Origin of the sequence: Nocardia sp. NPDC050710 (genome assembly GCF_040654375.1) — a bacterium.
Taxonomy (GTDB): Bacteria; Actinomycetota; Actinomycetes; order Mycobacteriales; family Mycobacteriaceae; genus Nocardia.
The window spans coordinates 1-26,414 of the sequence record NZ_JBFAHV010000036.1 but is presented as its reverse complement, the minus strand read 5'-3'; the positions used below and the strand labels follow the sequence as shown (position 1 = coordinate 26,414).

Here is a 26,414-nt window from a genome sequence, read left to right as displayed (position 1 = left end):
GTGCGTAAAATCAGCCTTGTCAGGAACAGTAACACGTTCTATTTTTAGCTTGTGAGCTACAACATAGCCGACCTTGTCGAGCACGCCATCGATCTGATGCCGGACCGCGTCGCGCTCGCCGACGACGCCCGTTCGGTGACCTACGCCGAGTTGGAGGAGCGAGCCAATAAGTTGGCTCATTACCTGCAAGAACAGGGCGTTCAGCCGGGTGACAAGGTGGGTATCTACTCACGCAACACCGTGGAGGCCGTCGAGGCCATGGTCGCGGTGTTCAAGGCCCGCGCCGTGATGATCAACGTGAACTACCGATATGTCGAGAACGAGTTGCAACATATCTTCGACAATTCGGATATGGTCGCCTTGATCCACGAGCGCCGCTACAGCGATCAGGTGGCCGCGGTCCGGCGGAAGTGCCCGGCGCTGCGCACAGTTGTCGTCGTCGACGACGATACGACCGGGACCATCCCCACCGCAGCCGATTCGGCGGAATACGAAGCGGTGCTGGACCGATCCTCGGGCGAGCGCGACTTCGGCGAGCGGTCCCCGGACGACCTCTACATCCTCTACACCGGCGGCACCACCGGTCTGCCCAAGGGTGTGATGTGGCGGCACGAGGATGTGTGGCGGGTGCTCGGATCCGGCATCAACTTCGTCACCGGCGAATACGTTCAGGACGAGTGGGAGCTGGCGAAGGTCGGCGCGGCGAATCCGCCGATGGTGCGCTTCCCGATTCCGCCGATGATCCACGGCGGTTCGCAGTGGGCCACCTTCCACAGCCTGTTCGGCGGCGGCACCGCGGTGATGATTCCGGAGTTCAGCGGACACGGCGTGTGGCAGCACGTGGACCAGCACAAGGTCAATCTCATGTTCATCACCGGCGACGCCATGGCCCGGCCGATGCTGGATGCGCTCATCGAGGGCAATCCCGAAACCGGTGCGCCCTACGATCTCTCGAGCCTCTACGTGATCGGAAGCAGCGCCGCGCTGTTCTCGCCGAGCTTCAAGGAGAAGTTCCTCGAACTGCTGCCGAACCGGCTCATCTCCGATTCCATCGGATCGTCCGAAACCGGTTTCGGCGGTGTGTCTTTCGTGGCCAAGGGCGCGGCGCACACCGAGGGCCCGCGGGTGAAGATCGACGCCTCGACCGAGGTGCTCGACGAGGAGGGCAATCCGGTGGCGGCGGGCTCCGGCAAGATCGGCATGATCGCCCGCAGGGGACACATCCCGCTCGGCTACTACAAGGACGAGGTCAAGACGGCGGCGACGTTCAAGGAGTTCAACGGCGTCCGCTACTCCATCCCCGGCGACTACGCGCGGGTCGAGGAGGACGGTACCGTCACGATGCTCGGCCGCGGCTCGGTCAGCATCAATAGCGGTGGCGAGAAGATCTTCCCGGAGGAGGTCGAGGGTGCGCTCAAGGAGCATCCGGAGATCTTCGACGCCCTCGTTGTCGGCGTGCCGGACGAGCGGTGGGGTCAGCGGGTCTGTGCGGTCGTGCAGACGCGCGGTGGCGCCCGGCCGACGCTCGCGGAGTTGCGCCCGCTGCTGACCAAGACCATCGCGTCCTACAAGCTGCCGCGCAGCCTGTGGTTCGTCGATGAGATCAAGCGCTCGCCCGCGGGCAAGCCGGATTACCGCTGGGCCACGAAGCAGACCGAAGAGCGGCCCGCCGACGAGCATGCCGAGGCGAACGGCAAGTAGACCGACTACGCTCTCCGGCAACAACATACGAAAGACCCGCCGGGCGCACGCTGCGCCCGGCGGGTCTTTTTCGTCCCCTCGACCCCCGCGCCGACATGTGAGCTAGGTCACCTGGACTGCTTTCGGCAACCCCGGGGCCGACGCGAACTTGCAGGTTGTAAGTTATTCGATCCGTTCCAGAATTCGCTCAGCAAACCGTCGATTCGATGAAATGCGTTGCTATGTCACGTCTTTCGATAGTTTTCGCCGAGCATGCCCGAGGGGTGGGTGCTAATCTTCGAACAGCGTCGCGAACTGGAACAGGTTCTAGTAGCGGGGGTGGAGTCTTTCTCCATCGAGGTGGGCGCAAGGGTGGGCCCTTTCAAGCGTGTTGCTCGGACATCGTCGTCGTGCACACGCGGATTCTTCATATAACGAGCGGAATTGACCCGCGACGCTTATTCAGGTGTGCCCGGTCGAACCAATGGCGGATTGGCCGACTCAGTCGCGAACGGGGAAGTGTTGTGTCCGGAGTATCGCATATCGCAATCTTCATAAAGTGGGTGTTACGACACGGGGCCGGTCTGGCCTTCTTGCGTCCGCTGGCGCAGCGGGGGGATGCGCACGCCCGGCTGTGGTTCGACAACCGATCGCAGACCGACCTGTTCGCGCTACAGGATCAGTTGCGTTCCGATACCGGAATCACCAGGGGCGTCGGCGGTTGTGTCGTGACGTCGCACGGAATGGCGCGCGAAATTCTCTCGAAGCCGAAGAAGTTCCGCAATCTCGAGCAATCGCTGGTCCTGCCGAAATGGCTGCAATCGATGTACCGGTTCGCCGCGTCGGCGGCCTATTCGGATCCGTTCGACTATCCCTCGATGGTCGCGCTGGAGGGGTCTCGGCTGACCGAGGCCCGTGGCATGCTGCGCGGAAAGCTCTCCAAGGCGGGCGCGGAGGACCTGCGGCCGCGGATCGAGCAGCGGGCGAAGGAGTTGGCCGCCGGCTTGGCGGCGGCCCCCGCGGGGGAGGTCGACATCGTGAGCGGCTACAGCAGGCCGCTGTCACTCGGCGTGCTGGCCCTGCTGTTCGACTCGACGCCGGATGAGCTGCGCGCGGTGTGCACGGATGCGGAGCGGGTGTCCCGGCTCATCGATCTCGGCCTGCCGCTCGGTGAGTTCCGGCGGATGTCCGCGATCGCCGACCGGATCGACCGCTGGACCGACCGCCACATAGCCGAGATCGACAATCACCCGAATTCCGCCGTCGGCCCGGCCATCGCCGCCATGCGGGCGGGCAAGTTCACACTCGAAGAGGTCCGTCGGATGGTCAATCTCTTGATTGCCGCCGGATACACCACGACCATCTCGGTGATTTCCTCCGGTATCAAACTGCTGATCGATAACCCGGACCAACTCGCGCTGCTGCGTGAGCGACCGGATCTGTGGCGTAATGCCACCGAGGAAATATTGCGGCTTGCCGGTCCGGTCATGCTGATTCCGCGCTATTCGCTCATCGAGACCGAATACGACGGACAGCGGATCAAATCGGATCGTCCGGTGTATATCACCGGTGTCAACACCGATCCGATCGAATTCGAAGATCCGCAAGTCTTCGATATTCGACGGGCCAATGCGGATGCACATCTCTCCTTCGGTAGCGGCGCCCATCTGTGCCTGGGTGCGCCATTGGCTCGGGTCGAAATAGAGGCCGGTCTCCGGGCGTTCTTCGATGCTCATCACAATGCGTCCGTGGTGTCCGTGGATCCCGCGTCGACGACATTGGTACGTGGCTGGGACAGCCTCGTGATTCGGCTCTCCGATACTGCCGTTTCGATAGAAAAATGAAGCACGTTATTCTCTCGTAGATAAGGGGCGGGCCCGTGTCGAAGGACCCACAGCTCATTACCAGCCCGGCGGGTTCCCCGGCCTGGTTGGTCACCGAATACGCCGAAGTCAAGAAACTGCTCAGCGATGAGCGGCTCAGCCGGTTCGCGCATCCGGACCCGGATCACGCACCGCGCTTCACTAATTCCGACATCATCGGTTCGCCGCTGCACAGCCTGGACATGGAGCAGCAGCGCACCGTCGCCATCCAGACCTTTATCGAGCCCTTCTTCAAACCGAGGCAGATATCGCGGTTGGAACTGCTGGTGCGGGCGGAGGTGGACCGGGCCTTCGCCGCGATGCGGGAGGCGGGCTCACCCGGTGATGTCCGGGACCTGGTGGCCTATTCGATTCCCGCCGCGGTGATCTCGGCGCTGATCGGCATTCCGCCCGCACTGCGCGAGCTCGCCCGCGACCTGGCGCACAACGCGAGCAATATCCTCGACCCGGAGATAGCCGCCGCGGCTCGCGCCGAACTCGACCACATGTGCCTGTGCCTGCTCGAGCACATCCCGTCCGATGCGCCCGCGGAGACCATGCTGACCAGGATCGGGCGGCTGGTCGGCGCGGACCTGACCGACGAGGTCCGCCGTGAGTTCGCTCGAATGCTCACCGGAGTACAGATCGCCGGTCAGATGAACGCGACCACCGCAATCGAGCGCGGACTGATCGTGCTGCTGACGAACGAGTCGGCGCGGACCCGGCTAGCCCAGAACACCGCACTCGTCGATGATGCGGTGGAGGAGATCCTGCGCATCGCGCACCCGATCTACCCGCGCAGCAGTGGGGTCCCGCGCTTCGCACTGGCCGACCTCGACATCGGCGCGGTGACGGTGCGCCGCGGTGAATTGATGGTTCTCGACTTCGAGCAGGCCAACCAGGATCCGGCCGAATTCGGCTGCCCGGCAACGTTCGATATCGAGCGGCGGCCGAACAAGCATCTGACCTTCGGCTACGGCATCCACTTCTGTGTCGGCGCCCGGCTGGCCCGGATCGAGTTGCGGTCGGTCATCGCGCGGATTTTCGACGAGTTTCCGGGGCTGCGGCTCGCCGCCGGACAGGAGTGGACCCGGTTCTCGGAACTGTTGTCCGGCGGGGTGCGCAGCCTTGTCGTCGAGTGGTGAATGGGAAGGGTGAAAAGGTATGTCCGATAGTCGGGTTCAGGCATTTCCGACCACGCGGTGCCCCTCGATGGGACTCGATCCGCTGCTGCGAGCCGCGGCGGCGGGGGCCGATCCGGTCCGGGTGGCGCTGCCGTTCGGCACACCCTGCTGGCTGGTGACCGGGCACGCGCAGGTCCGGCGGGTGCTCTCCGGCGCGGAATTCGATCGGACGACGATCGATATCGCGGAAATTCCGCGCACCACCGAGGAATCCATGCTGGTGCCGGGCACCTTGTCGTGCCTGTCCGGCGCGGATCATCAACGGCAGCGCAAGCTGCTGATGCCGCATTTGCAGGCCGGGCCGGTGCGGGCGCTACACGGGCGGATCGAGGAGATCGCACAGGGGCTGATCACCGATATCGTGGCGGCCGATGGCCCGGTCGACCTGGTGGCCGAATACTGCAATCCGCTCGCGATGCGGGTGTTCTGCGAGATGTTCGGGGTGCCGTTCGAAGACTGCGACCAGCTGGCCGAATGGACTACCCAGCTGCTGAGCTACGAGGCGGGCTCGCGGATCAGGCAGCGGGCGGGGGTGGCCACGGCGCGGTATCTGTACGAGCGGGTCGAGCGCGGGGAGTATGCCGAGGGATCGTTGCTCGCGACCTTGGTCGCGGCCTGCGGCCGGGACGAGGTGAGCTTCGGCGATATGCTCTCGCTCGCGGTATCGGTCGTATTGGCCGGATTCGAGACGACCTCGCACGTGCTGGCGAAATTCCTGTATCGCCTCCTGACCGACGAGCGGCTCGCGAACGACCTCGCTCGTGACGGGGTAGCGATGGACCGGGCGGTGGAGGAGTTGCTGCGGGTGACGAACTTCGCGGGCGGGGAGATGCTGCCGTACCGGGCCGCCGTGGATGTCGTCTTCGGTTCGGTGACGATCCGGGCGGGCGAGTATGTGGTGCCCGCGATCGGCAGCGCGAATATGGATCCGGCGGCGTTTCCGGAGCCGGACCGGATCGATATCGACCGGTCGCGGAATCCGCACTTGTCCTTCGGCTTCGGCACGCATTTCTGTGCGGGCGCACCGCTGGCGCGCGCCGAGTTGGCCATCGGGTTGGCGGTATTCCTGCGTAGTCCGTTGCGCGACTATACGATTTCGGCCGACGGTCTGGCCTGGGAAACCGAATCCATCCTCTGGCCGATTCGGGCGCTGGTGGCCGCACCGCGCGCGGGCAGCGTGGTGCGATGACCGGTGTCGCCGGGAATCGGGGCGACGATTATGTAACGTGTTCTAGTATTGCCGCCTCATCGAGATCGGATTCGACAGTGGACCTGCATGCGTTCTTCGCGGTGACCGACCAGGGTTTCGAACCGTTGCCGATGGCCGCCAGCGCCTGGTCGCCGCAGATGGTCAATGGACCCGCGATCTGCGGCCTGATCGCCCGCGCGCTCGAAAACGACCACTGCACCGACGATTACGTACCCGCTCGGCTCACCGTCGACCTGTTCCGGCCCACCTTGACCCGGCCGATGACGGTGGCCACCGAGCTGGTTCGCGCCGGGCGGCGGATCCGGGTCGCGGACGCCGAACTCATCCAGGACGGCAAGAGTGTGGCCAGAGCCTCGGCGATCTTCCTGCGGCGGTCGGCGCAGCCGTCGGGCAAGGTGTGGACCCGCGACGTGCATCCGGCGCCGCCGCCGGCCGCCATCGCGCCGCGGCCGGATCGGCCTGCCCCGCCGCTGTGGGGCAGTGACGGCCATGCCGACGGGTGGTCGGCGATGATCGGTGAGCATCAGAACGACAGCCGCAAGCGGACCTGGCAGGTGCCGCTGCGGGTGATCGCGGAGGAGGAGCCATCGGCGTTCGCCGCCGCCGCGATGGTCGGCGAGACGACGAGCATGATGACCAATTGGGGCAGTGCCGGAGTCGGTTTCATCAATACCGATCTGACGCTGGCGCTGGCCCGGCCCGCGGTCGGCGCCGCGATCGGCGTGGAAGCGGACAGCCACATCAGTGCCGACGGGATCGCCGTGGGGAGCGCGACGCTCTTCGACCGGAGCGGTTCCTTCGGCACCTGCGTCGTGACGGCGCTGTCGAATGTGGATAGTCAGGTCAGTTTCGCCGGTTGAGGCAGGTCGACGCGGCTCGGGTGCGGGCGGGAGCTGGTCGAGCAGGGCGACGAGTCCCATCGGCCCCCGCGTCGGCGTGGCGCATGCCGTCCAGTGACACCCGTGGCGCGCCGGGCTCGTGCCGGCGGCCGGGCGCGCCACGGGGCTGAAGCCGGGGGAGGGTGCCCCCGGCTTCGGGCACGGGAATCGGCCCGCCGAGATGCTCGGTCGGGCCGATTTCTGTTGTGCCGCCGGGAGGCCCCGGCGCAAGTCGGTTGCGGTGTCAGCGATTCGCGAGTTCGGCGAGCCGGAAGGCCAGCCGGTTGCGGACGGCCGGGATGCGGGTGAGCAGCGACATCGCGGCATTGCGGAGCAGGCGGGCGGGCCGGGGGCGCAGTGTGGCCATTCGCGTCATCCGGTCGGTGAAGGCGACGACGCCGAGAGCGACGGGGCGGCGGGTGGTTTCGTAGGTGTCGAGCAGGGTGTCCGGCTCGCCCGCGAGCACCCGGGCCAGCAGCGGGCCGAGCGTGGCCGCGTCCTGGATACCGGTGTTCATGCCCTGGCCGCCCGCCGGGCTGTGCACATGGGCGGCATCGCCCGCGAGCAGGATGCGGCCCGCACGGTAGTGATCGGCGACGCGGTGGTGCACCCGGAAGCGCGAGCTCCACAGCACCTCACCGACTTTCACGTCCCCGCCCGGTCCGCGCGCGTCCAGGATCGCCTGGATGTCCGTGGCTGTCGGGTGTTCCGGCGCCTCGTCGAGGGTCGCCACCACCCGGTAGCGGTTCGGCTCCTCGGCATCGGGCAGCGGCGCGACCACGGTGACGCCCTCGGGTGAAAGGTGCAGTGCCACTTCGTTCCTGGCGATCGGCCAGGTCATCCGCACATCGGCGAGGATGAACGACTCGGGATAGGTCTCGCCCGTGAACCCGATGCCCGCCTGCTCCCGGACGATGCTGTGCATACCGTCGGCGCCGATCACGTACTCGGCCCGGATGGTTCCCGCGTTATCCGCGCCGTCGAGGTATTCGACGGTGACGCTGTTGTTTTCGTCGGCGATCCGGGTCACCCGGTACGGCCGGTGGACGTCGCCGCCCGCCTTGCGCAGCCGTGCGAGCAGCACCGCCTCGGTGGTGTCCTGCGGCGTCATCAGGGTGTACGGGTACTGGGTCGGCAGCTGGTCGAAGTCGATGGTGGCCAGGGTGCGGGCGCCGTCGTGCAGGGTGAAGCGGGGCACCACGATGCCGCGGTCCACCAGTTCGTCGGCGATGTCGAGCTCCCGCAGCACCTCCAGTGTCCGGGCGTGCACCACGGCGGCGCGAGAAGTATTGGCGCCCTCGGCGAGCCGATCCAGCAGGACGAAATCGACCCCGGCGTCGGCGAGGGTGATCGCCGCGGTCAGTCCGGCGGGTCCGGCTCCCACGATGACGACGGAAGTGGTCTCCGGCAGCGGGGTGGTGTTCATGGTGGCTCCTAAGTCAACATCTGTAGGCCAACGCCTGTTGGCATAACTGTAGAACGAGCCACGCTAGGAAGTCAACAGTTGTTGGCCTACACTTGTTGGCATGAACATCGAGCCTGATCAGCCCCCCGCGCGCCGTTCCGACGCGACCCGTGCGGCGATCCTGGAGGCCGCCCGCGCCCGCTTCGCCGCCGAGGGTTTCCGCAAGGCCACCGTCCGCGCCATCGCCGCCGACGCGGCCATCGACCCCTCCATGGTCATGCGCTACTTCGGTAGCAAGGACGGCCTGTTCGCCGCCGCCGTCGATATCGACCTGGAGCTGCCGGACCTGAGCGCCGCCGATCCGAACACCCTGGGCGAGCTGCTGGTCCGACGATTCCTGACGATCTGGGAGGATCAGCCCGACAACAAGGTGCTGCTGATCCTGCTGCGCTCATCGATCACCGACGACGCCGTCACCGACCGATTCCGGCAGATTTTCGCCGAGCAGGTGCTACCCGCCGTTTTGCGATTCGGCGACCCGGCCGACGCGCAACGCCGCGGCGGACTCATCGTCACCCAATTGCTCGGGCTGGCGCTGTGTCGGTATATCCTCCGCCTGCCGCCGGTGGTCGCCCTCTCGCACGACCAGATCATCGCCGATATCGCCCCCACCCTCCAGCGCTACCTGACCTCGACCCCGTCGGTTTGAGGGCGGGCGCGCTCTCCAGCGCCCACTCCACACAACTTCGGTCGGCGCACGATGCTCTTCGAGGAAGCGGCCGAGCACACCCGACAGCCCAATCCGGAGCTGAATCCGAGGGGTAGCGCCGGGGACTCACGTGCTCATACCTTCGATGTCTCTGCTGTCCGCGGTTCCGCGCAGCCGTCGGACGAGCCGTTGACCTCGTGTGGGGGCACCCTCGGTACGGACGATCCGAAGTGCGCCATCGACTTCTACGATCTCCACGTCATCGCCTTCGCGAAGATTGTGCTTGGCACGCAGGTGTGCAGGGATGGTTACCTGGCCCTTGCTATTGAGTATCACCGAGCCCATCACTGATTGATCCGTAATACATGTACTACGTAATACTGCCGAGGTCTACGTCTCCGACCCGGCCTGAGCGGTCAGTCATCCGCGAATTCGCGCTGATTCTGCAAGGGAACACGAATAGTGACCGCTCAGGCCGGGACCCGCAACTAGAAACAGAATCGGCCCGCCGGTGTTGCCGACGGGCCGATTCGTTGGCGGTGGTGTGCCTAGGCCGGGTTGGCCAGCAGCGCGCCGATGGCGCGCAGGTGATCCGTACCTGCGCCCAAAGCGAATTCGTTGTGTTTGGCGGCGGTGAAGTAGTTGTGCACGATGTGGTCGCGGTCGATGCCGACGCCGCCGTGCACGTGGACCACGGTGTGGGCTACGCGGTGGCCCGCGTCGGCCGCCCAGAACTTGGCGGTGTGCACCGCCTCGGCGGCGGGCAGATCCTCCGCGAGCCGCCACGCGGCCTGGGTGACCGCCAGGCGCAGGCCCTGGACGTCGATGTAGGCGTCGGCGAGGCGCTGGGCCACGGCCTGGAAGGAGCCGATGGCCTTGCCGAATTGCTCACGCTCGCGGGCATATTCGGCGACCAGGTCGAGGGACTTCTCCAGGGTGCCGAGCTGCTGGGCGGCGAGTCCGAACCAGGCGCGGGTGAGGATCCAGTCCAGGATTTCGGCGCCGGATTCCACGGTGCCCACCAATTCGGCGGGGGTGTCGGTGAATTCGAGGGCGAACTCGGCGCTCCAGTCGACGACATGCTGTGCGGTCGACTGCACCGAGGCGTCGGCTGGATCGACCAGGAAGACCGCGGGTCGGCCGGAAACCGTGGCGGGGACCAGGATCCGGGCGGCACGATCGGCGTAGGGCACGGTGGTCTTGGTGCCGGTCAGTCGCCAACCGCCGCCGGCCTCGCGTGCGACGGTGGTGGGCTTGGCGGGCTCCCAGTTGTGTTCCTCGGCCAGCGCCGCGGTCAGGATGACGCCGCCCGCGCCCGCCTGCCTCGCCCACTCCCGCTGGGCCTCGGCGCCGAACTTCGCCAGCGCGCCCGCCCCGACGACGATGGACCAGAGGTAGGGCACCGCGGCGACGGACTTGCCGAGCTCGCGCAGAATCGAGCTCTGTTCGAGTGCGCCGAAATCGCCGCCGTCCACGCTCTCCGGCAGTGCGGCGGCCAGCACTCCGGTTTCGGCGAGGGCGCTCCACAGTGCCTCGTCGAAGCGTCCGGCCTTATCGAGTTCGCGCAGCCGATCGGCGGTGACCAGCTTGCCGGTTACCTCGGCGGTCAGGCGGGCCAGATCGTTCTGGGCCTCGGTCTGGGTGAAATCCATGGTGGTGTACCTGCTTTCGAAGTCTCAGCGGTGCGAGCGACGGGCCCGGAGCGCCGCCATTGGATTCAGCGCGCCGCGGCGGGCTGGCGCAGTGCGGTCATGGCGATAATGTCGCGCTGGACCTCATTGGTGCCGCCGCCGAAGGTCAGGATCAGTGCCGCGCGGTGGAAGCGCTCCAGGCGTCCGCGCAGTTCGGCGCCGGGGGAGTCCTGGCGCAGGTAGGCCTGCGGTCCGAGGACCTCCATCAGGAGGCGGTAGGCCTCGGTGGCGAGTTCGGTGCCGTAGACCTTGCAGGTGGAGGCATCCCACGGGCGCGGCGCGGCGTCACCGCCCGCATCGGCCCGGCTGGCGATCTCCCAGTTCAGCAGCTTCAGGTACTCCACCTTGGCGTGCACCTTGGCCAGGTTGAGTTGCACCCATTCCCGATCGATCACGCGGGAGCCGTCCCCGGCCTTGGTGGTGCGGGCCCACTCGACGGTCTGGTTCAGCGCCACCGTGAGCGGTCCCGCCGAGGTGAGCGCGACGCGTTCGTGGTTGAGCTGATTGGTGATCAGCGCCCAGCCGCCGTTCTCCTGGCCGACCAGCGAGCTCACCGGCACCCGGACGTCCTGGTAGTAGGTGGCGCTGGTGTCCGGGCCCGCCATGGTGTGCACCGGGGTCCAGGAGAAGCCCTCGGCCGTGGTGGGCACGATGAGCATGCTGATGCCCTTGTGCTTCTTGGCGGTCGGATCGGTGCGCACCGCGAGCCAGACATAGTCGGCGTATGCGATCAGGCTGGTCCACATCTTCTGACCGTTGATCACGTAGTCGTCGCCGTCGCGCACCGCGGTGGCGCGCAGGCTGGCCAGGTCGGTGCCCGCGCCCGGTTCGGAGTAGCCGATGGAGAAGTGCAGCTCACCCGCCGCGATCTTGGGCAGGAAGAATTTCTTCTGCTCTTCGCTGCCGTAGTGCATGATCGTCGGCGCGACCGAGTTGATGGTCAGGAACGGCACCGGGGCGCCCGCGATGGCGGCCTCGTCGGTGAAGATCAGCTGATCCATGGTCGGACGGTCCTGGCCGCCGAACTCCTTGGGCCAGGCCAGCGTGAGCCAGCCGTCACGGCCCATCTCCCGCACAACTTCGCGATAGACGTTGCCGTGCCCGTATTCGCCGGTGGTGGCACTCAGCGCGGCCCGGCGCTCCGGTGTGATCAGCCGCGCGAAATAGTCGCGCAGCTCCGCGCGGAGCTCTTCTTGCTGCGGCGTATACGCAATGCGCATGGCAAAACCTCGAGCCTTCGTTCGATTCGGTTGATCCGATGATTGCATATCAACTGAAACATGTTCCAGTATTGACCTCGAATCCGGTCGATGGCGGTGCGGGTGGCCCCAACGGCTGTAGGCTTCGAACGAGAGTCGTTGTTAAGGAGTTCTCATGAAGGTCACGGTCGATCTGGATCAGTGCGAGGCGAACGGAATCTGTGTCGGATTCGCCCCCGACGTGTTCGAACTCGACGACGACGACCAGCTGCACATTCTGGTCGCCGAGGTGCCGCAGAACCTGCTCGCCGATGTCGAGGACGCGGTGGCGCAGTGCCCGAAGGCCGCGCTGAAACTCGAGTGAGCAATGCTTGCTCCGAAGTAGGAACACGTTCTAAAGTCGGCCCGTGAGTGAGCGAAGCGAAAGCAACACGACAGCGGGTGAACTCGAAGTCGGCTTGTCCGGCCGGGTGGCGATCGTCACCGGTGCGGGTGCCGGACTGGGTAAGGCCGAAGCGCTCGCCCTGGCCGGTGCCGGTGCCTCGGTGGTCGTCAACGACCTGTCCGAGAACGACGCGGTGGCCGAGACCCTCGCCGAGATCCGGGCACTCGGCGCCAAGGCGGAGTTCGTCGCGGGCAGCATTGCCGAGCGTTCGACCGCCGATGCGCTGATCCGCACCGCGAACGAGGCATTCGGCAGCGTCGACATCGTGGTCAACAATGCGGGCATCACCCGGGACCGGATGCTGTTCAACATGTCCGACGAGGATTTCGACGCGGTCGTCGCGGTGCATCTGCGCGGACATTTCCTCCTGTCCCGCAATGCCGCCGCCTATTGGCGCGGCAAGTCCAAGGAAGCGGGCGCGCCGGTCTACGGCCGCCTGATCAATACCTCCTCCGAGGCGGGTCTGCTCGGACCAGAGGGGCAGGCCAATTACGGTGCGGCGAAGGCGGGTATCACCGCCCTCACCCTCTCCGCCGCCCGGGCGCTGTCCCGGTACGGCGTGCGTGCCAATGCCATCGCCCCGCGGGCCCGGACCGCGATGACCGAAGCGGTTTTCAGTGCCGCGCCGGACGGCGGCGTCGATCCGCTCTCGCCCGATCATGTCGCGCGCCTGGTGGCCTATCTCGCCTCGCCCGCGGCCGATGCGGTCAATGGTCAGCTGTTCGTCGTGTACGGCCCGATGGTGGCGCTGATGGCGGCGCCGGTGGTCGAGCGACGCTTCGATGCCGCGGGCGATCAGTGGGGCGCCGGGGATCTGGCGGCCACACTCGGGGGCTACTTCGCCGACCGGCCCGCTACTCAGACCTTCTCGGCCTCCTCGCTGATCGACCTCGACCGCTAGCTCACTGCTTGCAGGTCAGCTTGCATAAGGTCGCCCGCCACTGCTCGATGAGATCGGTTGCTGGTCGATGGCAGCTGCCATCTGTCCGCAACTGATCACTCGACCAGTTGTTGATCGCCGCTCCCGCACTTGGTAGACATGTGAGTCAAGGTGTGTGACTCCTCACAGACGCAGCGCTCAGCCCTTTTTCTGACACACGTTTCACATTCATAGGCCGAATCCGAGAAAAAGAGCAGTTCAAAAGTGACCAAAACCTCGCGGCTACAAAATGAACATGTTCTAATCATTCCGGCGATGCGGCCCAGCGGGTGGGACGTGCGTCGGAGCTGTACGAGCACGTTGAGCAAGGAGGATCGCGAATGAACGAGGTCCTTGCTGTGCCGCTGCGGGCGGTCGGTGGGTTCTTCGAACTGACCGCGGAGGTTGCCCGGGCGAGCATTCGCAGGCCCTTTCAAGCGCGTGAGTTCATCGATCAGTCCTGGTTCATCGCGCGCGTCTCGCTCGTGCCGACCCTGCTGGTCGCGATCCCGTTCACCGTGCTGGTGAGCTTCACGCTGAATATCCTGTTGCGCGAGATCGGCGCCGCCGACCTCAGTGGCGCCGGCGCCGCCTTCGGCTCCGTCACCCAGGTCGGACCGATCGTCACCGTGCTGATCGTGGCGGGCGCGGGCGCCACCGCGATCTGCGCGGACCTCGGAGCCAGAACCATCCGGGAAGAGATCGACGCCATGCGGGTGCTCGGCATCAACCCGGTGCAGCGCCTGGTGGTGCCGCGGGTGCTGGCCTCCATGTTCGTGGCGCTGATGCTGAACAGCCTGGTCTGCACCATCGGCATCGTCGGCGGCTTCCTGTTCTCGGTCTTCCTGCAGGACGTGAACCCCGGCGCCTTCGTCAACGGCATCACGCTGCTGACCCACCTGCCCGAACTGGTCATCTCCGAGGTGAAAGCCGGGCTGTTCGGGCTGATCGCCGGGCTGGTGGCCTGTTACCTGGGCCTGAATGTCAAGGGCGGTCCCAAAAGTGTCGGTGATGCGGTGAACCAGACGGTTGTCTTCGCCTTCATGGCCCTGTTCGTTGTCAATGTGGTGGTCACCGCGGTCGGCATCAAGTTCACGGTGCGGTGATCCGATGGCCTTCGTAATCCAGTCCCGCTTCCCGAAGTCCGTGCGGCGTGTCCGCCGAATCTCCGACTCGCTCGACTCGCTCGGCAAACACGCGGTGTTCTACGCGCAGGTGTTGGGCTCCATGCCGCGCGCACTGGTGCACTACCGCACCGAGACCATCCGGCTCATCGCCGAAATCAGCATGGGCACGGGCGCTTTGGCGGTAATCGGCGGCACCGTGGTGATCGTCGGATTCCTCACCCTGTTCGCGGGCGGCACCATCGCGGTGCAGGGCTACAGCTCACTGGGCAATATCGGTGTGGAGGCACTGACCGGGTTCTTCTCCGCCTTCATCAACGTTCGCATCGCGGCGCCGGTTATTTCGGGCATCGGCTTGGCCGCCACCATCGGCGCGGGCTCCACCGCCCAACTCGGTGCGATGCGGGTGGCCGAGGAGATCGACGCGCTGGAGTCCATGGCGATCCGGCCGGTCCCGTACCTGGTCGGCACCCGGGTGCTGGCCGGGATGATCGCGATCGTCCCGCTCTACGCGCTGGCGGTGATCGCCTCGTTCCTGGCGGCCCGTTTCGCCACCGTGGTCATCTACGGACAATCGGCGGGCGTGTACGACCACTATTTCTCTACATTCCTGATCCCGAGCGATATTCTCTGGTCGTTCGCGCAGGCGATTTTCATGGCCTTGGCGGTCATGATGATTCACACCTATTACGGCTATCACGCCGCGGGCGGCCCGGTCGGCGTCGGTATCGCGGTCGGCAATGCGGTGCGGGCCTCCCTGGTCGCGGTGGTCACGGTGACCCTGCTGATCTCGCTGGCCATCTACGGCACCTCCGGCAACTTCCATCTCTCCGGGTAAAGCGAATATGGCGGATTCGAAGCAAGCAGAAAGCGGCCTGATGCGCGCATTACGCGGCGGGCTCGGCCTGAAATTGGCCGGTCTGGCGATGGTGCTCGCGATGGTCGCGATGGTCGCCGTCGCGATGGTCATGTTTTTCGGCGGGTTCACCCCGACCTCGACCGTTCTGGTCGAAGCGCCGCGCAGCGGTCTGGTGCTGGATACCGATGCCAAGGTGAAGGTGCGCGGAGTCGAGATCGGTCGCGTCGCCTCGGTTGACCTGACCCCCGAGGGCGCGCAGCTGCGACTCGCGGTGGACCCGGACATGCTGAAGCTGGTGCCCTCCAACGCGGGCGTCGATATCAGGTCCACCACCGTCTTCGGCGCCAAGTACGTCAATTTCACCATTCCGGAGGAGCCGGCGTCGACCTCGCTGAAGCCGGGAGCGACGGTGACCGCATCCTGGGTGACCGTCGAATTCAACACGCTGTTCCAGCACCTGTCCGAGGTACTGGCCAAGGTCGAGCCGGAGAAGCTGAACGCGACCTTGGCCGCGCTCGGCACCGCGCTCCAGGGGCGTGGCGAGAAACTGGGTGACCTGCTCGCCCGCAGCGACGCCTATCTGCGCGAGATCAATCCGTATCTGCCGACGTTGCAAGCGGATCTGGTCAAGACCACCGAGGTCACCGGCATCTACTCCGATACCGTCGGCGATCTGCTGCGCACCGTGGACAACGCCACGGTCACCAGCCGCACCTTCGTCGATGAACAGGACAGCCTCGACAGCGTGCTCGCCAATCTGATCGGACTGGCCGACACCACCGGCGCGGTACTGCGGGAGAACGAGAACAACCTCGTCACCGCACTGGATCTGCTACAGCCGACGACTCAGCTGCTGTACGAGTACGCACCCGGGCTCAGCTGCTTGATCAACGGGCTCGGAGGGCTGATGCCACTGGCCGAGGAGGTCTTCGGCGGCGTACTGCCCGGCGTCGGTATGAATACCAACTTCATGTTCGGCGCGAAGCCCTACCTGTACCCGGACGACTTGCCGAAGGTGAACGCCACCGGCGGACCGCGATGCGAAGGCGTGGTGGACAGAGTCCCGGAGAGCCACTCCGATTACCTCGTCACCGATACCAACGAGGGGGCTCCCTACGTGCCGAATACGGGTCCGGTGCAGATCCACGAGCCCCCGAGGGTGTTCCAGTTGCTCTTCGCCGGACTGCCGGGGGTGGACAAGCTGTGAATAACACCGCGACAACGGTCAAACTGACGATCTTCACCGTCGTAATGGCCCTGGTCTTCGCCGGGCTGGCCATCGTCTTCAGTCAGATGCGCTTCGCCAGGGAGTACGGCTACCACGCCGTATTCACCAGTTCGTCGGGGATACTGCCCGGCGCGAAGGTGCGCATCGCCGGTGTGCCGGTCGGATCGGTCAGCTCGGTGAAGGTGGGCAAGGACCATCTCGCGCACGTCGAATTCGATGTCGACCGCAAATACCAGCTGCTCACCAGCACCCGCGCCACCATCAAATACGAAAACCTTGTCGGTGACCGGTATCTGGAGCTGCTCGAGGGGCCGGGTTCGGCCAAGAAATTGCATGCCGGCGGCACGATCGGCACCGATCAGACCTCGCCCGCACTGGATCTGGATATGCTGCTCGGCGGCTTCAAGCCGCTGCTGCGCGGTCTGGATCCGGGTCAGGTGAACGATCTGACGAACGCGCTGCTGCACATCTTCCAGGGCCAGGGCGGCACCCTGGTGCAGTTGCTCAATAGCGGCGGCTCCTTCGCCAAGACGCTCTCCGAGCGTGACGAGCTGATCGGCAGCGTGATCAACAACCTGAACGCGGTACTGCAGACCATCGATGAACGCGGCGACCAATTCGCCACCACGCTCGACGAATTGCAGCGCCTGATCAGCGGTCTGGCGGCGAACCGGGATCCCATCGGGGACGCGCTGCCCCGAATCGCCGGCGCCACCGGCGATCTGACGAATCTGCTCGCCCAGGCGCGTCCGGATCTGCGCGCCACCATCGAGCAGACCGGCAGGCTGGCCACCAATATCGACGACGGCTCCGACACCCTGCAGTGGGTTCTCGAGCGACTGCCCGAGACCTATAAGAAGCTCATCCGCATCGGCGCCTACGGCTCGTTCCTCCAGCTCTACATCTGTGGGACGAACCTCCTGGTCGACGGTCCGAACGGCCAGACGCTGGAGGTCAAGTTGCCAGGGCTGCAGGCGACCGGAAGGTGTACGCCCAATGAATGAGCAACGCTCACCGGCCATCACCATCGGCGTCGTCGGCATTGTGCTCGCGATCGCGGTGGCGCTGTCGGCCTTGCAATTCGACCGGTTGCCATTCATTCGCGGCGGCGCGAACTTCACCGCCTATTTCGCGGATGCGGGCGGGCTGGTGCCCGGCGATCCGGTCCAGGTCGCGGGTGTCCGCAGCGGCCGGGTGAACAATGTCGAACTCGACGGCGCCAAGGTGCTGGTCCGGTTCACCCTGGACGAGTCGATCGTATTGGGCGACAAGACCTCCGCGGCGATCAAGACGAATACGGTGCTCGGTCGCAAATCGCTCGAGGTGACCCCCACCGGCAGCGGCGCGTTGCGGGTGGACGACACCATCCCGTTGGACCGCACCACCTCCCCGTATTCGCTCAACGACGCGCTCAGCGATCTCGGCCGTACGGTACAGGGCCTGGATATGGAAAAGGTCGACGAGATGCTGGACGCACTCTCGGCGACCTTCGCCGACACTCCCGCGCCGTTGCGTGCCGCGCTGGATGGGGTGACCGCCCTCTCGCGCAGCATCAATTCGCGTGATCAGGCGCTGTCGGAGCTGCTGACCCGGGCGCAGAACGTCACCAAAATCCTCGCCGACCGCAGTGATCAGATCAACGCGCTACTGCTGGACGGCAATAACCTGCTCGGCGAGCTGGAGCGCCGCCGCGGCGCGATCGGTCAGCTGATCGTGTACGTGAACCAGGTATCGCGGCAGTTGTCCGGTCTGGTCGCCGATAACGAGCCGCTGATGAAGAACACTCTGGACCGGCTGAATTCGGTACTCGCACTGCTGCAACGCAATAAGCAGAACATCAGCGATGCCATGGACAGTCTCGGACCGTACGCCGCGGCGCTCGGTGAACAGGTCGGCAGCGGACCCTGGTTCAACGCCTACGTGGTCAATGCGAGCAGCACCGAGCTGCGGCCCCTGGTCGACGCCCTGGTGTGGCCCGAACATCTGCCCGAAGACCTGCGCAATATTTTCACTCACCCGGCGCCGCCGTCGATCGGGCCTGCGGAAGAGGATCCACCGCGATGAGCATGCTGAACCGAGTCCGGAATCTGCCGCGCTGGGTGCTGATCCTGGCCGCGGCACTGGTGACCGCCCTGGTGGCGGTCGGCGCCTACAGCGGCATCACCCGGCTCGGCAAGAATACGATCACCGCCTACTTCCCGTCGACCACGGGTCTGTACGCGGGTGACGACGTACGTGTACTCGGGGTGAAGGTCGGCCGCATCGATTCGATCGAGCCCGGCCGCGATCGGGTGCGGGTCCGGATGACCCTGGACCGGGGCGTCGAGATCCCGGCCGAGGCGAATGCGGTAGTCATTTCGCCCTCCCTGGTCTCGGCCCGGTTCATCCAGCTCGCACCCGCCTACACCGGCGGCCCGAAGATGGCCGACAATGCCGAAATCCCGATCACCCGCACCGCGGTGCCGGTCGAATGGGACGATATCAAGTCCGAATTATCCAAGCTGGCAACGACTTTGGGTCCGGTCGGTGACGATAAGCAGGGCTCGTTCGGGCGCTTCGTCAACACCGCGGCGGACAATCTGGACGGCAACGGCCAGAAACTGCGGGATACGCTGCGGGAGTTGTCGGCGACCCTGACGACGCTGTCCGATGGGCGCACCGATCTCTTCGGCACCATCCGGAATCTGCAGAAGTTCGTCGAGGTACTGTCCGCGAGTAATGAGCAGATCGTGCAGTTCGGCGGCAGGCTCGCCTCGGTCGCCGAGGTACTCGGCGATACATCGGCGGATCTCGGTGCCGGGCTGGACAATCTGGAGATCGCGCTGGCGGATGTCAAGCGATTCCTGAACGGCAGCGGCGCCGAACTCACCGAAGGGGTGCAACGTCTGGGCGACGTCACCCAACAGTTGGTGGACAAAAAACCCGAACTGGAGCGGGTGCTGCATTCGGGACCGACCGCGCTGGTGAACTTCTACCAGATCTACAAGCCCGCGCAGGGCACGCTTTCCGGTGCGATAGCCCTGAACAATCCGGCCGATCCGCTCAGCTTCCTCTGCGGATCGATCCGCGCGCTGGAACATTCCGACTCCGACCGCAGCGCCGATTTGTGCGCACAGTACCTGGCGCCGGTGATCAGCTCGCTTGCCATGAATTACGCCCCGATCCTGCTGAATCCGGCCACCGGTGTGCACGCGTTCCCGAATCAGATCGTCTACAGCGATCCGAGTCTGGCCGGGCAGAGCTCCCCCGCTGTAACAGTGCCGGATGGCGTTGCCGGATTGGCTATCCCGGGAGGACAGCGATGATGCGACCGCGTTCGATGCGGCGGATGGCCGCGCTCGCCGTGGGCCTCGCGGTGACGCTCGGCGTCTCCGGCTGCGAGTGGGACGGATTGAATTCGCTGCCGTTGCCCGGTACCGAGGGTGTCGACGGCGGATACAAGGTGCGCGTCCAAATGCCGAATGTGACCACCCTGACCAGGAATTCGCCCGTGCGGGTCGACGATGTCACCGTCGGAATCGTCTCCGATATCGAGGTGGAGGGCTGGCACGCGCTGGTCACCGCCTCGCTGAAGTCCGACGTCAAACTGCCCGCCAATGCGGTGGCGAAGATCGGGCAGACCAGCCTGCTCGGCAGTAACCACCTCGAGCTCGGGCCGCCGCCGGAAGGTACCGATCCGGTCGGTGAGCTGCGCGACGGTGATGTGATCCCGCTGGAGCGGGCGGGCGCCTATCCGACCACCGAGCAGGTGCTCTCCTCGCTGTCGGTGGTGCTGAACGGCGGCGGCATTTCCCAGCTGGAAACGATTACCCGCGAACTCAATACCGCGCTGAACGGGCGCGAGGACGATATCCGCGATCTGCTGCCACAGCTGGCCGAACTCACCTCCGGCTTGGACAAACAGCGCGCGGACATCATCGCGGCCATGAGCGGGCTGGATCGGCTCGGCGGCCAATTGGCCGACCAGCGTGACATTGTGGCCAGGGCGATCGAAACGATCCATCCCGCGCTGACCGTACTGGCCGACCGCACCGCGAACATCACGGCCGCGGTGACCGCACTCGGCGAACTCAGCGATGTCACCGATCGCATCGTCATCGCGGGCGGCGAGAACCTGAAGGCCAACCTGCGCAGCCTCGCCCCCGTCCTGCAAACCCTGTCCGATACCGGGATCAACCTCATCGAATCGCTGAAGATCCTGCCCACCTTCCCGTTCCCGATCAAGAACATCGGCAATGCGATCAAGGGCGACTATCTGAATCTGTTCATTACGATTGATTTGACCGGACGGCGGCTGGACTCCAACTGGTTGACCGGCACCCCGCTCGGCGGCCGTTTCGGCGGCGTCGAGGGCGTGATCGGCAGCTTCGCGCCCGAATCCGCCACCCAGGGCGGCAATCCCGCGACCGGCCCGCTCCTGACCACGCCCGATGCGAGCGCTCAGCCGACGCCCACACTGCCCGGCCTGCCACCCATCCCGGGTCTGCCCGCCATTCCGGGGCTGACCGTGCCACTGCCCGGAAATACCGCGCCACAAGGGGGTACGGGCCGATGACGCTTACCAGATTCGTCCGCATCCAGTTGTCGATCTTCTCCGTACTCACGGTGATCGGCCTGGTGGTGATGGCAGGTGTCTACGTGAAGCTGCCCGCGATGTTCGGCATCGGACGCTATACGGTCACCGTGCAACTCGCGGCCACCGGCGGCCTCTACCAGCGGGCCAACGTCGCCTACCGCGGCACCAATGTCGGTGTGGTCGAGGATGTTCGGCTGACCGAAGACGGTGTCGAGGCGGAGCTCTCCATCGATAGCGACTACAAGATTCCCGCCGATGTGGACGCCTGGGTGCGCAGCGTATCCGCGGTCGGCGAACAGTACGTCGATTTGATCCCCGTCGAAAACCCCAAGGGCGGCAACCTGTCCGACGGATCGGTGATCCCGGTGCAGCGCACCCAGCTGCCGCAGGATGTCGGAACGCTGCTCGACCAGACCGACCGACTGCTGTCCAGCGTCGCCGACACCCGGCTGCGGCAGGTGATCGACGAGGCATTCCTCGCCTTCAACGGGGCAGGTCCGGATCTCCAGCGCTTCATCGACTCCGCGGCGCTGCTGGTGCAGGAGGCACAGGACAGTGCCGAGCCGACCAAGAAGCTGCTGGACCAGATCGGACCGCTGCTCGACACCCAGATCGAGTCCGACGCGGCCATCCGCTCGTGGACCAGCGACCTCGCGACGGTCACCGATCAACTGCGGGTGCATGATCCGTCACTGCGAAATATTTTGCGCGACGGTCCTTCCGCGATGCAGCGGGTCACCGCGCAGTTCCAGTCGCTCCAGCCGACACTGCCATTGCTGCTGACCAACCTGGTCAGCCTGGGACAGGTCGCGGTCACCTATCACGCGGGCATCGAGCAGCTCATGGTGGTCTTCCCGCCGCTGATCGCGGCGTTGCGCACCATCATCCGCGGGCCCGCCAAATACGGCGCCATGGTCGACTTCATGACCGTGGTCAACGACCCGCCCGCCTGCACGACCGGATTCCTGCCCGCGAACGAACGTCGCCAGCCGAGTGAACTGGACTTCGTGGACACTCCATCCGGTCTGTACTGCAAGGTGCCGCAGGATTCGCCGATCTCGGTGCGCGGCATCAGGAATACCCCGTGCGCCGAATTCCCCGGGGTGCGCGCACCCACGCCGGAACTCTGCCGGACCGGATTCGTCCCGTTGGGCAACAACCCCCCGTTCGGTCCCGTACAGCCGGTGGCGCCCGCGAGCGGCGGGTCGCCCGAGGAGGCGCCCACCGCGCCCGCTTCGTACACCACACCGGCGGCGGCCAGGTCCTATGACCCATCCACCGGTGTGTACATCGGCCCGGACGGCCGCACCTACCGTCAGGGCGATGTCGGCCCCGGCGGTTCGGGCGCGGTACCGGCGAGCTGGCAAGCAATGCTCGAGGAGCAGCAACGATGAGTGAGCGCAGCGAACGAAGCAAGAGCGAAATCAACGGCGATACCCCTCGCGTGCGTCGGCGTGCGGTTCGCTCGGTGGGGCCGCCGGCCGAGGAGACCGCGACCGCCACCGGGACGTCGAAGGCGCCCGGGACCGCGGATGTGGCGACGAAGAAGGCTCCGGTGTACGTCGCCGTCGTCAAGCGCGTCGAGCGTGCACCGGATAAGGAGAGTGCGGCCTCGGGTGCCGAGACCGCGGCCGTCGACCGCGCCTCGGCGAATTCCGCCGAAGCCGAGAAGCCCGATGCCACGGTGACGCTCGGCAAGGACGCCGACTCCGCGTCCGCCGTCGCCCTCGGCAAGACCTCGGCGGTGTCCGATGCCGCCGAAACCACCGATGCCTTCGATGCCGCTGACGTGGCCGATAGCGCCGATGCCGCCGACACAGCCGATGCTGCCGACACAGACGACTCCAGCGCGGACGCCCGGACCGATTCCGCGGCCGACACGACGCCGAAGCGCGGAGCTCCGCGCATCTTCGCGATGGCGGCGGCCGCCGTACTGGCGCTACTCATGGTGGTCGGCGCCGGAGCATCGGTGTTCCTGACGCATTCGGCGGACCAGCGCGACGAACGGCGCGCCGAATACCTGCGGACCGCACGGCAAGCGGCGCTCAACCTGACCACCATTCGGGCCGACTCGGCCAAGGAGGACATCGACCGGATCCTGTCACTGGCCTCGGGACAGTTCAAGAGCGAATTCGACGGTCGCGTCGACCCGTTCATGACCATCGTGCAGCAGGCCAAGGTCGTCTCCAACGGAGAGATCGTCGAGGCAGCGATACAGGAGGACGACGAGAACTCGGCCCAGGTACTCGTCGCGGCCAAGCAGACACTGACCAACGCGGGCCAGACGGAGCCGCAGACCCGGTACTACCGATTCCGGATCACCGTGACCCGCTCTGACTCCGGCCTGACCGCATCGAAGGTGGAGTTCGTGGCATGAAACTCTTACAAGGAACGCGCCGCTGGATCGCCATGAGCGTCGCGGGCGCCGTTATCCTGGCCGCCGTGATCCTCATGGGGATCAACGGATTCCGCTACTGGGACGACAAACAGTCCGAGACCGCCCGCAAGGATGCGATGGCCGCCGCGGATCGCGCGGTCGCGGCCATGTTCACCTACGACTTCACCACCGTGGACAAGGAACTGCCGAAGGCGGCGGACAACCTTTCCGCGAGTTTCCGCGAGGACTACCTGAAGCTGATCAACCAGGCGATCGCACCGGGCGCCAAGGAGAAGCAGCTGACCGTCAAGGCGACCACCCAGGCGGGCGGAGTCGTCGAGGCGGACCGCTCGCACGCGGTGGTACTGCTGTTCCTCAACCAGATCACCACCAGTAAGGACACCCCGCAGGGCACCACCACCGGCAGCCGGGTGCGGGTCGCGCTGGACAAGTCCGACGACCGCTGGCTGGTCGACTCCGTCACACCGGTCTGATCCGTCGCGGATCGCATCCGCCCATCGTTAGGACACGGTCGCGAAGAATGCTGTGCCGGTAGTTGTTCAGTCCCGGGGAAGTCGCACCGTAAAGGTGGTTCCCACACCCGGGGTGCTGGCGACGGTGACGCCGCCGCCGTGCGCGGTGACGAGCGCCCGCACGATCGACAGACCCAGACCGGTACCGCCGCTGGCACGGGTGCGCGAGGTATCGGTGCGGTAGAAGCGTTCGAAGATGCGCTCGGCTTCCCCCGCCGGTAGCCCGGGCCCGGTATCGGCGACCTCGAGCAGGATCTCGTCCTCGGCGGGGGCCAGCCGGACGGTGACCTCAGCATCCGGCGGGGTGTGGATCAGCGCGTTGTTCAACAGATTGGTCAACACCTGACGCAGCCGCTCGGCATCGCCGGTCAACTCCAAAGTTCCCTCACCGGAACGTATTTCCAACTCGATCGAACGGCGCGGGCCCTCCGGGCGGGCCGCCGCGGCCATCGCGCGGGCATTGTGCACCGCGTCGCTGGCGATGGCGAGCAGATCGACCGGGCCGCGCTCCAGCGGCCGCTGGGCATCCAGCCTGGCCAGCATCAGCAGATCCTCCACCAGCAGGCCCATGCGCTGGGCCTCGTGCTCGATGCGGTCCATGAAGAGCGCGGGATCCGTTGTCGCGCCCTGCCGATAGAGCTCGGCGAAACCGCGGATGGTGGTGAGCGGAGTGCGCAATTCGTGGCTGGCGTCGGCGACGAAACGGCGCATCTTCGCCTCGGACTGCCTGGCCGCCGCCTCGGAGGCCTCGGTCGCCTTGAAAGCCGACTGGATCTGCGACAGCATGCCGTTGAGCGATCGGGAGAGCCGATCCACCTCGGTATTGTTGCCGCGTACCGGAACTCGCCGGTGCAGATCCCCGCGGGCGATCGCGGCGGCGATATTCTCCACCCGGCGCAGCGGGCGCAGGCTGCGGCGGATAGCGAAATAGGCGGCCACCGCGAGCGCCGCGAGCACCGCGGCCCCGACCATCAACTGCAACATCACCAGCCGGTGCACGGTATCGATGTTCTGGGTCAGCGGCAAGGCGACCGTGGCTATGCCGTCCTGGCTCTGCACCGTCAGTGACCGCCACTGGGTCGGGGCGTCACCGACCGAACCGACGGTCGTCGGTCCGCTCACCACAATCCGGGTATTCACCGGCCCGCTGCTCGGCGGATCCGGCAACGCGGGTTCGGCGTCGACACCGAACGCCTTGACGTCATAGGCCAGCGACCCCTCGGTGTTCCTCGCTCGCACATAGAACTGGCTCGGCGGATGCCTCGGATCCGGCGGCAGCACGGCCCCGGGCGGCGGACGCAGGCGTCGCGACCACTCGATCGCGCCATCACGCAACTGCTGATCGGTGCGGGAGGTCAGGGACTGCTCCAGCCCGGAGGTCACCATCGTGCCCGAGATCAGAAGCCCGAGCGCGGCCAGCACCACCAGCGCCAGCACCAGCGAGACCCGCAATGGGACAGCCGCGAGCCGATTCCGCAGCCGCTGCCAGAACGAATGGAACCGACCGGATCCACGCTGTGGTTCACGAGTCCAGGTGCGACGAAAAGGATTCGGGCCGGGATCGGTTCGATCGGCGCCGGAGGTATTGCGGGCCGGGCGATTCCGAGCCCGAGCGGTACGATCCGAGCTCACTGCCCCGCCGGACGGGTGACACGCATGACATAGCCGACCCCGCGCAGCGTATGAATCAACCGCTGCTCGGTGTCGACCTTCTTACGCAGATACGAGACATAGGTTTCCACCACGCCCACCTCGCCGCCGAAGTCGTAGCGCCACACATGATCCAAGATGCGCGGCTTACTCAGCACGGTGCCCGCATTGACCATGAAATAGCGCAACAGCGTGAACTCGGTGGGGGACAGCGCAACCGGCTCGCCCGCCTTCCACACCTCGTGGGTATCGTCATCGAGCTCGATATCCTCGAAACGAATTCGCGAACTCTCGGGCGCGGGCGCGGCGTGACCCGCCCGGCGCAGCACCACCCGAAGCCGGGCCACCACCTCCTCCAGACTGAAGGGTTTGGTGATGTAGTCGTCGGCGCCGAGGGTCAACCCGGCAACCTTGTCCTGCACCTCGTCGCGGGCGGTCAGGAACAGCACGGGCGCGTCGATACCGTCGGCGCGCAACCTCCGCAGCAAACCGAAGCCGTCCATACCCGGCATCATCACGTCCACGATCAGCGCCTGCGGGCGGAAACCACGGGCCCTGTCCAGCGCCTGCGCCCCATCGGACGCCGTCTCGACCTCGAAGCCCTGATAGCGCAGACTCACCGACAACAACTCGACGATCATCGGCTCGTCATCCACCACCAGCACCCGAGCCTCGGGCATCTGCTCCGCGGGCACACCAGTCATAACCTCATCTTGCGACAGCCGACTGGGAACTCGCTGCACCTTCCCTGGGAGAACGCTGTGTTGTTGGCCGCGCGGGCGCGGCGTGTTCGCGGCCCTGGATGTCTCGCTGCCGAGCGGCCGAGACTTGCGACTGCGTCGCGTGCGCTTCGGCCGCTCGGCAGCGAGACGGCCCCGAAAGGGT

24 protein-coding genes are annotated in these 26,414 nt (G+C 66.0%); 18 read left to right on the top strand and 6 right to left on the bottom strand.

Features of this window, described 5'->3' with window-relative positions; genetic code table 11:
• Nucleotides 1-51 precede the first annotated feature (51 nt).
• The 5 genes from AB0H61_RS36440 to AB0H61_RS36420 all read left to right on the top strand — a co-directional run bounded on the left by AB0H61_RS36440 (nt 52) and on the right by AB0H61_RS36420 (nt 6,796).
• Entirely contained in the window at nt 52-1,701 is a 1,650-nt protein-coding gene (locus AB0H61_RS36440; protein WP_357312800.1) for an acyl-CoA synthetase, read from the top strand.
• 542 nt (nt 1,702-2,243) lie between these two features.
• Nucleotides 2,244-3,524: a cytochrome P450 gene (locus AB0H61_RS36435; protein WP_357312797.1), complete on the top strand. Its 1,281-nt coding sequence runs from the start codon at nt 2,244-2,246 to the stop codon at nt 3,522-3,524.
• A gap of 35 nt (nt 3,525-3,559) precedes the next feature.
• Complete coding sequence (locus tag AB0H61_RS36430; protein WP_357312795.1) at nt 3,560-4,687, top strand: cytochrome P450; 1,128 nt, start codon at nt 3,560-3,562, stop codon at nt 4,685-4,687.
• A gap of 67 nt (nt 4,688-4,754) precedes the next feature.
• Nucleotides 4,755-5,915 (top strand): cytochrome P450, encoded by a 1,161-nt coding sequence (locus tag AB0H61_RS36425; RefSeq protein ID WP_357312792.1) that lies wholly within the window; start codon nt 4,755-4,757, stop codon nt 5,913-5,915.
• A gap of 77 nt (nt 5,916-5,992) precedes the next feature.
• Nucleotides 5,993-6,796 carry an acyl-CoA thioesterase domain-containing protein gene (locus AB0H61_RS36420; protein ID WP_357312789.1) on the top strand — a complete coding sequence of 268 codons (804 nt, stop codon included), beginning with the start codon at nt 5,993-5,995 and terminating at the stop codon, nt 6,794-6,796.
• Nucleotides 6,797-7,058: 262 nt separating this feature from the next.
• Here AB0H61_RS36420 and AB0H61_RS36415 read toward each other — a convergent pair whose 3' ends face one another.
• The gene (locus tag AB0H61_RS36415) at nt 7,059-8,240 is read right to left on the bottom strand and encodes an FAD-dependent monooxygenase (RefSeq protein ID WP_357312786.1); all 1,182 of its coding nucleotides are present in this window, start codon (nt 8,238-8,240) and stop codon (nt 7,059-7,061) included.
• A 100-nt stretch (nt 8,241-8,340) separates the two neighbouring features.
• Between AB0H61_RS36415 and AB0H61_RS36410 the strand changes: the two genes are divergently transcribed.
• A complete protein-coding gene (locus tag AB0H61_RS36410) occupies nt 8,341-8,928 on the top strand; it encodes a TetR family transcriptional regulator (protein ID WP_357312783.1) in 588 nt (195 codons plus the stop codon).
• A 126-nt stretch (nt 8,929-9,054) separates the two neighbouring features.
• Here the strand turns inward: AB0H61_RS36410 and AB0H61_RS36405 are convergent, their stop codons facing one another.
• The 3 genes from AB0H61_RS36405 to AB0H61_RS36395 form a co-directional block, all read right to left on the bottom strand.
• On the bottom strand, nt 9,055-9,273 hold the full coding sequence (locus AB0H61_RS36405) for an AbrB/MazE/SpoVT family DNA-binding domain-containing protein (RefSeq protein WP_357312914.1): 219 nt from the start codon (nt 9,271-9,273) through the stop codon (nt 9,055-9,057).
• A 203-nt stretch (nt 9,274-9,476) separates the two neighbouring features.
• Complete coding sequence (locus tag AB0H61_RS36400; protein WP_357312781.1) at nt 9,477-10,580, bottom strand: acyl-CoA dehydrogenase family protein; 1,104 nt, start codon at nt 10,578-10,580, stop codon at nt 9,477-9,479.
• A 65-nt stretch (nt 10,581-10,645) separates the two neighbouring features.
• A complete protein-coding gene (locus AB0H61_RS36395) occupies nt 10,646-11,839 on the bottom strand; it encodes an acyl-CoA dehydrogenase family protein (protein ID WP_357312778.1) in 1,194 nt (397 codons plus the stop codon).
• A 154-nt stretch (nt 11,840-11,993) separates the two neighbouring features.
• Between AB0H61_RS36395 and AB0H61_RS36390 the strand changes: the two genes are divergently transcribed.
• From AB0H61_RS36390 to AB0H61_RS36335, 12 genes are all read left to right on the top strand, one after another.
• Nucleotides 11,994-12,182, top strand: a complete 189-nt coding sequence (locus tag AB0H61_RS36390; protein WP_357312775.1) for a ferredoxin — start codon at nt 11,994-11,996, stop codon at nt 12,180-12,182.
• 43 nt (nt 12,183-12,225) lie between these two features.
• Nucleotides 12,226-13,164, top strand: a complete 939-nt coding sequence (locus AB0H61_RS36385; RefSeq protein ID WP_357312774.1) for a 3-oxoacyl-ACP reductase — start codon at nt 12,226-12,228, stop codon at nt 13,162-13,164.
• 359 nt (nt 13,165-13,523) lie between these two features.
• A complete protein-coding gene (locus tag AB0H61_RS36380; RefSeq protein WP_357312771.1) occupies nt 13,524-14,288 on the top strand; it encodes an ABC transporter permease in 765 nt (254 codons plus the stop codon).
• Nucleotides 14,289-14,292: 4 nt separating this feature from the next.
• The gene (locus AB0H61_RS36375) at nt 14,293-15,144 is read left to right on the top strand and encodes an ABC transporter permease (RefSeq protein WP_357312768.1); all 852 of its coding nucleotides are present in this window, start codon (nt 14,293-14,295) and stop codon (nt 15,142-15,144) included.
• Between the two features lie 7 nt (nt 15,145-15,151).
• Nucleotides 15,152-16,372, top strand: coding sequence for an MCE family protein (locus AB0H61_RS36370; RefSeq protein ID WP_357312766.1), 1,221 nt, complete (start codon nt 15,152-15,154; stop codon nt 16,370-16,372).
• On the top strand, nt 16,369-17,397 hold the full coding sequence (locus AB0H61_RS36365; RefSeq protein ID WP_357312763.1) for an MCE family protein: 1,029 nt from the start codon (nt 16,369-16,371) through the stop codon (nt 17,395-17,397). The genes AB0H61_RS36370 and AB0H61_RS36365 overlap by 4 nt, the downstream gene beginning before the upstream one ends.
• The gene (locus AB0H61_RS36360) at nt 17,390-18,457 is read left to right on the top strand and encodes an MCE family protein (protein ID WP_357312760.1); all 1,068 of its coding nucleotides are present in this window, start codon (nt 17,390-17,392) and stop codon (nt 18,455-18,457) included. The genes AB0H61_RS36365 and AB0H61_RS36360 overlap by 8 nt, the downstream gene beginning before the upstream one ends.
• Complete coding sequence (locus AB0H61_RS36355) at nt 18,454-19,698, top strand: MCE family protein (protein WP_357312757.1); 1,245 nt, start codon at nt 18,454-18,456, stop codon at nt 19,696-19,698. The genes AB0H61_RS36360 and AB0H61_RS36355 overlap by 4 nt, the downstream gene beginning before the upstream one ends.
• Nucleotides 19,698-20,948 carry an MCE family protein gene (locus AB0H61_RS36350; protein ID WP_357312911.1) on the top strand — a complete coding sequence of 417 codons (1,251 nt, stop codon included), beginning with the start codon at nt 19,698-19,700 and terminating at the stop codon, nt 20,946-20,948. The genes AB0H61_RS36355 and AB0H61_RS36350 overlap by 1 nt, the downstream gene beginning before the upstream one ends.
• Entirely contained in the window at nt 20,945-22,363 is a 1,419-nt protein-coding gene (locus AB0H61_RS36345; RefSeq protein WP_357312754.1) for an MlaD family protein, read from the top strand. Before AB0H61_RS36350 ends, AB0H61_RS36345 begins: the two co-directional genes overlap by 4 nt.
• Nucleotides 22,360-23,346: a hypothetical protein gene (locus tag AB0H61_RS36340; RefSeq protein WP_357312751.1), complete on the top strand. Its 987-nt coding sequence runs from the start codon at nt 22,360-22,362 to the stop codon at nt 23,344-23,346. Before AB0H61_RS36345 ends, AB0H61_RS36340 begins: the two co-directional genes overlap by 4 nt.
• Entirely contained in the window at nt 23,343-23,840 is a 498-nt protein-coding gene (locus AB0H61_RS36335; RefSeq protein ID WP_357312748.1) for a h domain protein, read from the top strand. Before AB0H61_RS36340 ends, AB0H61_RS36335 begins: the two co-directional genes overlap by 4 nt.
• Nucleotides 23,841-23,906: 66 nt before the next feature.
• Here the strand turns inward: AB0H61_RS36335 and AB0H61_RS36330 are convergent, their stop codons facing one another.
• Nucleotides 23,907-25,331: a HAMP domain-containing sensor histidine kinase gene (locus AB0H61_RS36330; RefSeq protein ID WP_357312747.1), complete on the bottom strand. Its 1,425-nt coding sequence runs from the start codon at nt 25,329-25,331 to the stop codon at nt 23,907-23,909.
• A 176-nt stretch (nt 25,332-25,507) separates the two neighbouring features.
• Nucleotides 25,508-26,233 (bottom strand): response regulator transcription factor, encoded by a 726-nt coding sequence (locus AB0H61_RS36325; protein ID WP_357312744.1) that lies wholly within the window; start codon nt 26,231-26,233, stop codon nt 25,508-25,510.
• Nucleotides 26,234-26,414 lie beyond the last annotated feature (181 nt).

Excerpts from the sequence above, each read along its gene's own strand:
- AB0H61_RS36425 (WP_357312792.1), top strand. The coding sequence starts at position 4,755 with ATGGGACTCGATCCGCTGCTGCGAGCCGCGGCGGCGGGGGCCGATCCG.
- AB0H61_RS36415 (WP_357312786.1), bottom strand. The coding sequence starts at position 8,240 with ATGAACACCACCCCGCTGCCGGAGACCACTTCCGTCGTCATCGTGGGA.
- AB0H61_RS36410 (WP_357312783.1), top strand. The coding sequence starts at position 8,341 with ATGAACATCGAGCCTGATCAGCCCCCCGCGCGCCGTTCCGACGCGACC.
- AB0H61_RS36405 (WP_357312914.1), bottom strand. The coding sequence starts at position 9,273 with ATGGGCTCGGTGATACTCAATAGCAAGGGCCAGGTAACCATCCCTGCA.
- AB0H61_RS36400 (WP_357312781.1), bottom strand. The coding sequence starts at position 10,580 with ATGGATTTCACCCAGACCGAGGCCCAGAACGATCTGGCCCGCCTGACC.
- AB0H61_RS36395 (WP_357312778.1), bottom strand. The coding sequence starts at position 11,839 with ATGCGCATTGCGTATACGCCGCAGCAAGAAGAGCTCCGCGCGGAGCTG.
- AB0H61_RS36390 (WP_357312775.1), top strand. The coding sequence starts at position 11,994 with ATGAAGGTCACGGTCGATCTGGATCAGTGCGAGGCGAACGGAATCTGT.
- AB0H61_RS36380 (WP_357312771.1), top strand. The coding sequence starts at position 13,524 with ATGAACGAGGTCCTTGCTGTGCCGCTGCGGGCGGTCGGTGGGTTCTTC.
- AB0H61_RS36375 (WP_357312768.1), top strand. The coding sequence starts at position 14,293 with ATGGCCTTCGTAATCCAGTCCCGCTTCCCGAAGTCCGTGCGGCGTGTC.
- AB0H61_RS36370 (WP_357312766.1), top strand. The coding sequence starts at position 15,152 with ATGGCGGATTCGAAGCAAGCAGAAAGCGGCCTGATGCGCGCATTACGC.
- AB0H61_RS36360 (WP_357312760.1), top strand. The coding sequence starts at position 17,390 with ATGAATGAGCAACGCTCACCGGCCATCACCATCGGCGTCGTCGGCATT.
- AB0H61_RS36355 (WP_357312757.1), top strand. The coding sequence starts at position 18,454 with ATGAGCATGCTGAACCGAGTCCGGAATCTGCCGCGCTGGGTGCTGATC.
- AB0H61_RS36350 (WP_357312911.1), top strand. The coding sequence starts at position 19,698 with ATGCGACCGCGTTCGATGCGGCGGATGGCCGCGCTCGCCGTGGGCCTC.
- AB0H61_RS36345 (WP_357312754.1), top strand. The coding sequence starts at position 20,945 with ATGACGCTTACCAGATTCGTCCGCATCCAGTTGTCGATCTTCTCCGTA.
- AB0H61_RS36340 (WP_357312751.1), top strand. The coding sequence starts at position 22,360 with ATGAGTGAGCGCAGCGAACGAAGCAAGAGCGAAATCAACGGCGATACC.
- AB0H61_RS36335 (WP_357312748.1), top strand. The coding sequence starts at position 23,343 with ATGAAACTCTTACAAGGAACGCGCCGCTGGATCGCCATGAGCGTCGCG.
- AB0H61_RS36325 (WP_357312744.1), bottom strand. The coding sequence starts at position 26,233 with ATGACTGGTGTGCCCGCGGAGCAGATGCCCGAGGCTCGGGTGCTGGTG.